The sequence below is a fragment of the Lactobacillus sp. wkB10 genome (assembly GCF_000760615.1).
GTDB lineage: Bacteria > Bacillota > Bacilli > Lactobacillales > Lactobacillaceae > Lactobacillus > Lactobacillus huangpiensis.
The window spans coordinates 218,007-225,559 of sequence record NZ_JRJB01000002.1 but is presented as its reverse complement, the minus strand read 5'-3'; the positions used below and the strand labels follow the sequence as shown (position 1 = coordinate 225,559).

Genomic DNA, 7,553 nt, shown 5'->3' with positions numbered 1-7,553 from the left:
CATTTTTTACCTTCATTAATTATCAAGAAAGGCACAGAATAAAATTATATGATTCCTTGTTTTGATTGCAGAAATTAGACAATCAAAAATAAAGATAGCATTTTTTGGAGAAGAGAGGTTAAAACATATGAATAAAAAAATTACTCATTATTTAGCAGCTGGTTTTTTAGGCTTAACAGCCATTTGGACATTTAATCATCAAGCCCATACTGTTCAAGCAAAGATTCCCAGTGCTATAAGAACTGTTATGTATACGTCACAAGCATACGATGAAGATGGACAAAAGGTAGATGCTAAATATCCAGCTTTTCGCCGGATTGAAGTTGATAAAAAGCCATTAATCCTAGATTTCAAGCCCTATGCCCCATACTATAAAATTAGCGGGAAAAAGCAATATATCAAAGCTAATAACATTGACGGTGTTAAACGTGAAGTTAAGCATAATTCCTATGTTTATGCTACCAGCTCACGCAGGGCTGACTATCGTTTAATAAGAAAAGGAACTTCCATTACAACCTATGGCGGTACCGTTAAGTTTAAGAATGGTTTGCGCTATTACCGTATTGGTGGTCCCGCAAAGCAATATGTGAGAGCCAGCAACTTGGGCAAAATCACTGCTTCAAACACTGAAGAAACTATTGCAACAGTGACAAGCGACGGCGGTGCACCAATTTATAAGATCGATAATGGGGTCAAAACTGTTAAAAAGGCTAAAAAAGGTACTACCTTCGTAGTCGACCGTGCTGAAGAAGATAAATATGCAGAAGAAATTGGTCATTCGGCTATCCCTAATCCTACTATTTATCGTATTAAAGGAACGAATAATTGGCTCTATTGCCTGGACGTTAAAGTTCAAAAAGAACTTCCGCATCATTATTATGACCTTGAGCATTATTCTTATATTAGATTTTATCAAGATACAGACGTCTATAATGCCGATGGCACCAAGCAAGATAATGATGGACAAAGAATCAGGAAACAGGGAGGTAATATAAAGGTAGATAAATTGATTTATATTTGGGTGCCAGCCGAAAATAAAGCCGACCTGTTTTACCATATGAAGGGTCATAGGTTTTATGCCACTGATAAGCCAGACGGAAGAGGCGGTGATCAAGTAGATTTTGGTGATAGCTATGTCAAAGCGAGTGATGTTAGATTTATTGCCGGTGTTAGACTAAGTCCTATCAATACAGCTGAAGAAGCACAGCAAAACGCCAAGCAAAAAACTGTCAAATAAATAATTTTTTAGAAATTAAATTTACAATAAAATGCACCTAATAGTAAAAGTCAGCTATTGGGTGCATTTTTGTATCATAAAAAGGTTCCGAAATTGAGAAAATTTCGGAACCTTTATCAAGTCAAGATTGTATTTTTCCAAAATAGCTATTTTTGAGTATTTCATTCGGTAAATAGTAAGAATACCAGACCAGCTTCCAGAGAAATAAGATCTAAACAGTTTTTAGGCTAATATATAAGTTCCATTAAAGTCATAAAAAGCATAACAAAACCTATGCAGGTCAAAAATATCTGCCTATTCCTAAACTTTTGTAAGAATTGAATAAATAGCTGATAGCTTGACCATGCTGTTATTAAACTAAAGCTATCGGTCTATTTATCTGTATCAGCAGGACCAAGTTTAACGCCATTTTTGTATATTCTTTTTTCGTTTATTTTCATTTTATTAACAATGTCTTCACCCAAATCACTGCCAAGCATTTCTGCAATGCCTAGTAAGAATATCCCTACATCGGCTAATTCTTCATTGATATTTTCCTTATTATTCTTGCGCCAAGCTTCAAATAACTCATTAGCTTCTCCATGTAATCGCAATAATTCAAACTCAATATCTGTGGTAGTGAAACCGTGTTTTTTCTTATTTTCCATGACTGCTTTTTGCAGTTTCTTAGTGTCTATGATCAATTTGGACTCCTAAATAATGATTTTATTCTATTTTATATTTAGTTTGTAAATAGGTGCAATATCAATATCTGGTCAAGTTATAGAACTTTTATTGTGTATTTTTGATAACTCTAATTAAAAATAATTGCTATTTAAAAAATTCTTCGATTTCCTGTTTTAAATGCCTTGCTAAATTATCAGCACCAATTTTTTCTAATAAACTAATCTGTTCTAGTGCTTCTAATTTGTGCTTTTGACAAATTGCAATTCGAGCATTAACAACAAGCAATTTATCATACTGTCTTAGACTCTTTAATAAAGGCTTTAAACTATTTAAAGTAGTGACAGCTAACTTAAATTTGTGATGCGTCATTTGTATTATTGCCTGATTAATTAGCGTATTAGTTTTCAGAGTTTTCATAAACGGATAATGATTGTCTATATTTGCAATAATCTTGGCAATAATTTCGTTTGCTGTTCGATAATCAAAAGCAAATAAGATGGAATTAAGGATTGTAATATCTGTAACTGTGAAAACTTGGAGATCACTAAGGGAGTCGAACCAGATTGGTTGAACAAGTTCTTGTGCATGAGTATATCCCTTTGGTTTATCAACTAATAATAGGGATTTAAGGATAATGGCAATACGTTTAATATCATTATCGTTTTTGACCCAAAGGCAATCCTCTAGCAAATTTTTTATTTCGTCTTGATCAATGCTGCCGTCAAGGTTTAAAAACCGATGCAATAGCTGATTTTTGGTACTGATATGATAACCATTACTAATATATTCAAACTCATTAGGGTTTAGACCCAATCGTTCTATTAATTTAAGTTCATTTTCGTAAGTCGTTGATAATTCAGCATTCTCAATTTTAGAAATTGTGCTGCGGTCAAACAAATCCTGTGCTAATTCTTGCTGGGTCATTTTACGTGTAGTTCTAAGTTTATGAATTGTTTTGCCAAAATTACTCATGGTTGCACTCTTTTTAAGTTTATTACTCTTAAAACAATGTGCTGATTTTGCACATTATTAATAATGATTTAATGTTATTCTTAGTTTAGAAATAAATCAATAATTATATTTGGTTTATTTCGCTGATTAAAAAGTCGTTATCTTACATATAACGACGTAAAAATATGTCTTTTATACATTTGTTTGGAAAGGAGGATAATTCATGACTGAAATTATAGCAACTACAGCTTTGATCATTTCATGTTGGTGTTTGGGTAAAATTTATGAAGATAAACCAATAATCAAATTTCTTAGAACTAATCGCGGAATGGTGTTGATATTAACCTCCATTGCCTTATTAGCCTATGACTTAGTAATACATAATTTTCAATTTGGCCAAATTATACCGTCTTTTTATTCTCTAATAGTTTTGCTTATTCTGTTAGGCTTCTTTTATATGTTTAAAGATCGTCGATCAACAAAATAAACGATAAAGTATTTATGAGGTAAAAAAATGTTGTGGATTATGGTTTTACTTCTTGTATTATTTGCTGGAATGGAATATACAGGAAGAGAGCAACTGCAAGCTCTTAACAAAATTTTTGCGGGTGTAGCGGTTGCAATTATTGTTATACCCCCAGTTGTATCTTACTTGCTATTTAAGAATTTCACTGCTTTAAACAGTGTCAGCATTCTTCTTGGAGTAGTTCAGGTATGTGCACTAGCAGCAGTATATTTTATATTCAGAAAAGTTGCTTTGAACGATTAGTTATTAAAAGCAAGCACAGTGATATATGATAAAATTTTTATTAAAAATAGATTAGGGATTTTTTAAAAATACTTTTGCTAATATTTTGACTCCAAGCTATAGATAGCTTGGAGCTTTTCAAGTTAAAAACAATTGGCTCGGAAAATTATTGTCATAGTTTGAATTAGAATTTGCAATAAAATTAAAAGAACTAACATGCGAATGAATCGTGTGTTAGTTCTTTGTGTTTAATCTTAATTTTACGGATGTTATTAGTTGGAAATTATTTTAATCTTTTTATCTTCAATTTTAATTAGGTAATCACATTCTTGCCAAACACTCGGATCATGAGTTGCTATCACAATTGTGGCAGCGGGATCAAAATTATTTAACAAGGTTTTTAGCACTACTTGGCTATTTTCTGAATCTAGCGAACCGGTTGGTTCATCCGCGAATATCACTTTGGGGGTTTTTAAAAGTATGCGGGCTAGCGCTATCCGTTGCTGCTCACCTCCGCTGAGAGTATATACTTTTTGATTAAACGGCATTTTTTCCAGTCCCACTTGCTTTAAAGCCGCATGCATTCGTTCGCTTTTTTGCCCTCTAGTTAATTTCTGATTAGCTAAGCCTAATTCCAGGTTTTGCTTGACGGTCTCCGTGTCAATTAACCCAAAATTTTGAAAAATAAAGCCAAAAAACGTGCGAAATAGTTTTTTGCGATTTTTACCATTAACAGTTAAGTCAGTAATAATTACTTTTCCGGATGAAGGTTGCTCAAGTCCGCTTAAAATATTAAGAAAAGTTGTTTTACCAGCACCACTTTTGCCCACAATAGCATATGTTTTACCTGTTTCTAAAGTACAATTAATATCTTCGAAGATAACTTTTTCTTGAAACTTTTTAGTAAGATGTTCTACTTTAATCAATTTTTCGCTCCTAATTTCCGTGATTAAGGGTAATTAATAAATTGTGCTGTGCGTGAATATAAGTTAATAAAATCATAATTGCTTCTATTAAAAGGTAACCTAAAGTAAGCGGCATTAAGTTTAAATATCCTCTTTTAGCTAAAACCAAGTTAATCATTAAGAAATCGAACCCCAAATTAACAATTAAAAACGCGCAGATTAGTTTAGCGTTAGATTTTCCAAATACCTGATAAACCGCCATTTTATGTCTCTGGCTTTGTAAGAAGGTTGAACTGACAAACAAGATAATAAAAATTAATTGCAGCAGTGATATGATCGTCGTCATAGTTAACAGGAGCAGCTCTTTATTCGCTTTTGCGACATAATCTGAAAGCAATGCCTGCTGGCTTGTAATTCCAATAGTATAGGAGGCTAAACCTAAACGCTGCACTAATCGTTGCATGGCTTTAAGATTGGGAAAGCGAATCATTCCTTGGCTGTTGGTTGACAAATAGAAATCATCCGATAACAGCTTATCATTCACCACGATAATTAGCGGATTAAATGAAATAGACGATAGTATCTCGTCACGAACGGTATAATTAAGGACCTTTTGGTCACTTGCAATCGGAATGACCTGAATCGTTGGTATCTTTTTTTGCTTGCGATAGCGGTTAGGTAACTTATTTTGAAACTTAAGAAAGGTCTTCAGCTCCTTTTTAGCTTCTCCCAGTTGATCTAAGCGATTCTTTGGTATTAAGAGCAAGACATTATTTTCAGAAACTTTAATATGTTTAGAAGTGAGACCACTCTTTGCCAGGAAGTTTTTATTGGCAGTAATCACATTGCCATTTTCAGGCTGAACATCCCGTATTGCTGGTCTGAATACCTGTGAATTTTTTGAAACAATTGCTTGTGGAGACTCTACCACCAATTTATGAACCTTTCGCGCTACTTTCATATCTTCAGCCTTGTCCGAAATATGCCAACTAAGATCTAGTGAATAGCCATTTTCTTTAGCGGAAAGCTTTTTGATGATACTCGTGTCTCTTGTATAAATCTGGTAATTCTTATATAAAGCTATCGCATTAAGCATTATTAAGGCCAGCAGCACTATTTTTAAAAGATAGCCAATTAATAAAAACGCTCCTGAATGTTCTTCGCCTTTGATTGCGGCATAAGGCTTTAATAACACCAGAACTAGATAGGATAAGACGTTTAAGAAGAAGAAACTTAAAAATAAAATCAATAATACGAGTAGCAGGTAGGGTAAAAAAGTTGTCCAACCTTTAGCAGTAAATGAATAAGACCCCCAAACGACTATGAATATTACAATTAAGCCGAGAGTTGTAACTAATAAAGGTACTTCTCTTTTTAAGTCGTTCATAAAAAGCTGCCAGTTATTTAAGCCGTTAATTTTCATTATGCCATAAGCTTTGAAGCGATATAATTTTTCGAGCACCATTACAATGAACAAAATGCTGATAACACCCAAAAATATGACCACATTGGTACTACTTAATTCCGTTAGAAGTAAATGCAAAATATAATTAAATGATAGGGAGTTATCTTCAGTTCGTGCTTTTAATCTGTGTGAATGGAGTAATGAAAGCAAATCGCCCAAAGCTTCATTTTTGGCATTAGTACAATATACTCCATAAAGATCTTCTAACTGTAGCTTTTTATTTGATAATTTTTTAACAGATTTATCTTTATAAAGCGAATAATCTTTATTATCATTGCCAAAACTATAAACTATTTTGCTTTTATGGCCATTAAAATTATTAATTCTTAGCTTAACTAAAGAAATATTCTTAGAATGAGCAAACTTTTGTAATATGACAAAAAACCTTTTTTTATTATATTTTTTGTTCCATTCTTTACTATCAGTTTTTTGCCATTTCCTAATTTGCGAATTATTAAGTTTTTTTGAACCATGAATTTCCACAATGGTGGGATTATCAGGTAAAGAACTGTCATCATAGGAATGAAAAATGTTAGTGAACAGGGCGATAGTAGCAATTGTAACTAGCAAGTAAAGCAAGACTTTTATTTTTCGTAGCACCTTTAAACCTCTTATCCGAAAATAGCTCTGTCAAAATCGAATTGGTATTCTGTATCTTTTATCATATATATGTAATTTTAACTAAACCGCTACTATGAGTCTAAACAAGATATCATGTTCTTTCAACTGTGCTTTGCTTTTGACGTTGGAAAGATTGTTGAAAATAATTTTGTAGGTATTTATTTAAGTCGCTAGTTATTTAAACGAATAGCTCTGCTATTTAGTCAGTTTGAATTAATAATATGAACTATGATTTTTGTAACTAAAAATACTCCCAGTAGAGAATAATTTAATACAGGAAGTATTTTAAATTTTGCGGATCAGCACCATATTTTTTGCGCAGCTTTAGGTCATAGTATGTTGCCAAAAGCATAATTAATGTCCAGAAACCCATAGTGCAATTATTGACCATACATCTACTATTCTTTGAATATAAATTGAAAAGTTAGCTTTAAGCGTAAAAATTATGTACCAGAGTACCGGAACCTAAAGACAAGTATAATACCAAAGGTTAAACACATATCAAAGCTTTTAAGATGAGTTCAAAGTCTGTTAAAGACTTCTTTTTCGTGTCTTTTGACATAATATTGCGCTAATAACTACCAGTATAATTAGCACAAATTACAGAATTTTCAGTATGGTGTTACAAATGGTGGAAACATTATCCTCAACCCCTCTTACTTTTATAATCTAGTGTTATGTGATCATGAAAGTTTATATTAATTAATTACTGCGATGTGTATCTTTTTGGCAACATCTTTATCTGGTAAGGAATCTAAAAAAATTTTAAACTCCTTCCAATTGTAATAGTAGAACTGAAGCTTTTTCATTTTTAACTTTTTTATTTAAACTTGCAGAAAGTACGATAATGTTATCCATAAATTTATAAGAGTTTAATAAAATAGTTATCCTGCTTTTGTTTTTTGGAAAAAGACTAACTGAAAACCGTAGTAATCTAAAATTATAAAAATCACATCAGAA

7 protein-coding genes are annotated in these 7,553 nt (G+C 32.3%); 3 read left to right on the top strand and 4 right to left on the bottom strand.

Annotation, left to right across the window (positions count from 1 at the left end; translation table 11 throughout):
- Nucleotides 1–127: 127 nt before the first annotated feature.
- Entirely contained in the window at nucleotides 128–1,237 is a 1,110-nt protein-coding gene (locus LACWKB10_RS02365; protein ID WP_034978288.1) for an SLAP domain-containing protein, read from the top strand.
- A 371-nt stretch (nucleotides 1,238–1,608) separates the two neighbouring features.
- On the opposite strand, the gene LACWKB10_RS02360 is transcribed toward LACWKB10_RS02365, so the two are convergent.
- Together LACWKB10_RS02360 and LACWKB10_RS02355 are read right to left on the bottom strand one after the other, a co-directional pair.
- Nucleotides 1,609–1,920: a MazG-like family protein gene (locus LACWKB10_RS02360; RefSeq protein WP_034978285.1), complete on the bottom strand. Its 312-nt coding sequence runs from the start codon at nucleotides 1,918–1,920 to the stop codon at nucleotides 1,609–1,611.
- 127 nt (nucleotides 1,921–2,047) lie between these two features.
- Nucleotides 2,048–2,875, bottom strand: a complete 828-nt coding sequence (locus LACWKB10_RS02355) for a helix-turn-helix domain-containing protein (protein WP_034978282.1) — start codon at nucleotides 2,873–2,875, stop codon at nucleotides 2,048–2,050.
- Nucleotides 2,876–3,077: 202 nt separating this feature from the next.
- Here LACWKB10_RS02355 and LACWKB10_RS02350 point away from each other — a divergent pair, with 202 nt between their 5' ends.
- Both LACWKB10_RS02350 and LACWKB10_RS02345 read left to right on the top strand, forming a co-directional pair.
- Nucleotides 3,078–3,341, top strand: a complete 264-nt coding sequence (locus LACWKB10_RS02350) for a hypothetical protein (RefSeq protein ID WP_034978280.1) — start codon at nucleotides 3,078–3,080, stop codon at nucleotides 3,339–3,341.
- A gap of 27 nt (nucleotides 3,342–3,368) precedes the next feature.
- Entirely contained in the window at nucleotides 3,369–3,623 is a 255-nt protein-coding gene (locus LACWKB10_RS02345) for a hypothetical protein (RefSeq protein ID WP_034978277.1), read from the top strand.
- Between the two features lie 251 nt (nucleotides 3,624–3,874).
- Here LACWKB10_RS02345 and LACWKB10_RS02340 read toward each other — a convergent pair whose 3' ends face one another.
- Together LACWKB10_RS02340 and LACWKB10_RS02335 are read right to left on the bottom strand one after the other, a co-directional pair.
- Entirely contained in the window at nucleotides 3,875–4,528 is a 654-nt protein-coding gene (locus tag LACWKB10_RS02340) for a putative bacteriocin export ABC transporter (RefSeq protein ID WP_034978274.1), read from the bottom strand.
- 10 nt (nucleotides 4,529–4,538) lie between these two features.
- Entirely contained in the window at nucleotides 4,539–6,572 is a 2,034-nt protein-coding gene (locus LACWKB10_RS02335) for a hypothetical protein (RefSeq protein WP_034978271.1), read from the bottom strand.
- Between the last annotated feature and the right edge of the window lie 981 nt (nucleotides 6,573–7,553).